The 530-nt window shown below is 73.0% G+C and carries 1 protein-coding gene; it reads left to right on the top strand.

The genetic code is table 11. The features are described 5' to 3' along the window. A partial coding sequence (locus G5C51_RS42440; RefSeq protein ID WP_165246293.1) for a helix-turn-helix transcriptional regulator occupies positions 1-350 on the top strand: 350 nt, incomplete at its 5' end. Positions 351-530: the final 180 nt, after the last annotated feature.

Here is a 530-nt window from a genome sequence, read left to right as displayed (position 1 = left end):
GGGTCCCGGGGCGCGCGGTGCGGTCGGCGGGGGCCGAGCGCGCGGTACGGGCGCGAGAGGTGCTCGAGGGGCGGATGGCGGATCCGCCTACGCTCGCCGGGCTGGCGGCGGAGTTGGGGACGTCGTCGTTCGCGCTGCTGCGGGCCTTCAAGGACGTGTACGGGATGCCGCCGCATCGGTGGCTCACTGATGCGCGGGTGCGGGCGGCGCGGAGGCTGCTTGATGGGGGGACGGCTCCCGCGGAGGCGGCGGTGGCGGTCGGCTTTACGGACCAGCCGCATCTGAACCGGCACTTCTCGCGGATCGTGGGGGTGCCGCCGGGCGCTTATCAGCGCGAGCGGCTGCGGTGACTGTTCCGCGCTGCGCGCGGATATCGCGCCTGCGGCGCTCGGCCTCAAGCGCCGGCCGGGCTTGAGATTGGCTTGGGCTTGATCGCGCGGGCTCCGTGCAAGAACGTACAAGACTCGCCACCAGACGCCCTCGTACCGTCCCACCCATGTCCGAACACGCGCAGATGCACGCCCCACCCC

Origin of the sequence: Streptomyces coryli (assembly GCF_011044975.1) — a bacterium.
Lineage (GTDB): Bacteria > Actinomycetota > Actinomycetes > Streptomycetales > Streptomycetaceae > Streptomyces > Streptomyces coryli.
The sequence above is the reverse complement of the archived record's forward strand: the minus strand, read 5'-3'. Positions and strand labels throughout refer to the sequence as shown.